Origin of the sequence: Methylobacterium sp. WL103 (genome assembly GCF_008039885.1) — a bacterium.
Taxonomy (GTDB): Bacteria; Pseudomonadota; Alphaproteobacteria; order Rhizobiales; family Beijerinckiaceae; genus Methylobacterium; species Methylobacterium cerastii.
Genome location: NZ_VRUX01000742.1, coordinates 1 through 1,813 on the forward strand (window position 1 = coordinate 1; position 1,813 = coordinate 1,813).

Consider the following 1,813-nt stretch of genomic DNA (forward strand, 5'->3'; position numbering starts at 1 on the left):
CCCTATGCGCGCTCGGGCCTCGACCCGAACGCAGCGGGGGGCAGCAACGCTGGCCCCGGCGGTGCTGCGGGCGCCGGTGGCATGCTCGGCGGCGCCCAGCGCCCGCCGCAGCAGCGCCCGGTGCAGATCGGCCCGAACGACTTCCAGTCGTTCGAGCGCCTGCTCGGCGAGGTGCAGGACGCCTATTCCCACGAGGACATGGTCGGCCTGCGCAACCTCGCGACGCCGGAGATGGCCGGCTACTTCGAGGAGGAGCTGCGCGGAAACAAGGCCCGCGGCGTCGTCAACCGCATTACGGACGTGAAGCTCCAGCAGGGCGACCTGTCGGAGGCCTGGGGCGAGGGCGCGCAGGAATTCGCCACGGTGGCGATGCGCTACACGCTCAAGGACGAGACGATCGACCGGAACACCAACCGCGTCGTCGAGACCGAGCCGGGCGAGGCGACCGAGCTCTGGACCTTCGCGCGCAACCCGGGCCGTCCGTGGATCCTCTCGGCGATCCAGCAGACCCGCTAACGCGGCACGAATCGGAGAAACGGGCCGGCGTCCCTCACGGGGCGCCGGCTTTCTTCTGCGCGTCCCACAGGTTGGCGAGCCGCACGAAGCCCGCCACCGGCACCTCCTCGGCCCGCGCGGTCTCTGCGATGCCGGCCTCGGCCAGCAGCGCGGTCGGCTCCGGCGTCAGGCTCTTCAGGCTCTGGCGCAGCATCTTTCGGCGTTGCCCGAAGGCCGCCCGCGTCACCGTTTCCAGCGCCCGCGCCCGGCAGGGCAGGGGGACGGCGCGCGGGACGATTCGGACGACGCTCGACGTCACCTTCGGCGGCGGCACGAAGGCGGAGGGCGCCACGTCGAACAGGATGTCGCTCTGCGTGCGCCAGCCGCAGAGCACGCCGAGGCGGCCGTAATCGGCGCGCTCGGTCTCGTCGGCGACGATGCGCTCGGCGACCTCGCGCTGGAACATCAGCGTAGCGCTATCCCACCACGGCGGCCAGGCCGCGTCGTCGAGCCAGCCGGTGAGCAGGGCGGTGCCGACGTTGTAGGGCAGGTTCGCCACGATCCGCGCCGGCCCGTCGCCGACGAGGGGCCGGGGGTCGAAGGCGAGGGCGTCGGCGTCGACGACCGTCAGCCGACCCGGGTAATGCGCCGCGATCTCGGCCAACGCCGGCAGCGCGCGGGGATCGCGCTCGACGGCGATCACCCGCGCGGCCCCCTCCGCGAGCAGCGCCCGCGTCAGCCCGCCGGGTCCCGGCCCGACCTCGAGCACGGTGACGCCCGCGAGCGGCCCGGCCGCGCGGGCGATGCGCCCGGTGAGGTTGAGGTCGTAGAGGAAGTTCTGCCCGAGCGCCTTCTTCGGCTCCAGCCCATGCCGCGCCACCACCTCGCGCAGGGGGGGCAAGCCGTCGGAGGCGGTCATCGGGCGGTTCGCTTGTCAAAGATCGCGAAGGCGTTGGAAGGTGCGCGCGTCCCCTCTCCCCGCGCGGGGGGAGAGGCCCGGCCGCACCTTGCCGTGCGGCCGGGAAGAGGAGGCGAAGCCTTAGCGGCGGTGAGGGGGCGCTTCCGGAAGAGCCTCAACCGGCGTCGCCCCCTCACCATCGGCTGCCGCCTCGCTTTGCCGACGACGAGGTCGGCAAAGCCCTCTCCCCGCGCGCGGGGAGAGGGGATGCGCGCGGAAGCGGGCGCACCGCCTGGCAAGGACCAGCTCACAACTCGTCCTCCGCATCGAAATGCGCGGCCGGCATCGAGCGCGGGCGGCCGACGTAGGCGTTCAGCGGAATGATGTCGGCGGTGCGGCCCGCGCCGCCGACATCATTCC

Annotated in this window: 2 protein-coding genes; one reads left to right on the top strand and one right to left on the bottom strand. The window is 73.2% G+C overall.

Annotated features, from left to right (window positions below):
- Positions 1 to 516 (top strand): TIM44-like domain-containing protein (locus tag FV222_RS24925; protein ID WP_187277465.1); only part of this gene is annotated, 516 nt, incomplete at its 5' end.
- 34 nt (positions 517 to 550) lie between these two features.
- Here FV222_RS24925 and rsmA read toward each other — a convergent pair.
- A complete protein-coding gene (gene rsmA, locus FV222_RS24930; protein ID WP_147764355.1) occupies positions 551 to 1,414 on the bottom strand; it encodes a 16S rRNA (adenine(1518)-N(6)/adenine(1519)-N(6))-dimethyltransferase RsmA in 864 nt (287 codons plus the stop codon).
- Positions 1,415 to 1,813 lie beyond the last annotated feature (399 nt).

Coding starts and splice junctions, on each gene's coding strand:
- rsmA (WP_147764355.1), bottom strand. CDS start 1,414: ATGACCGCCTCCGACGGCTTGCCCCCCCTGCGCGAGGTGGTGGCGCGG.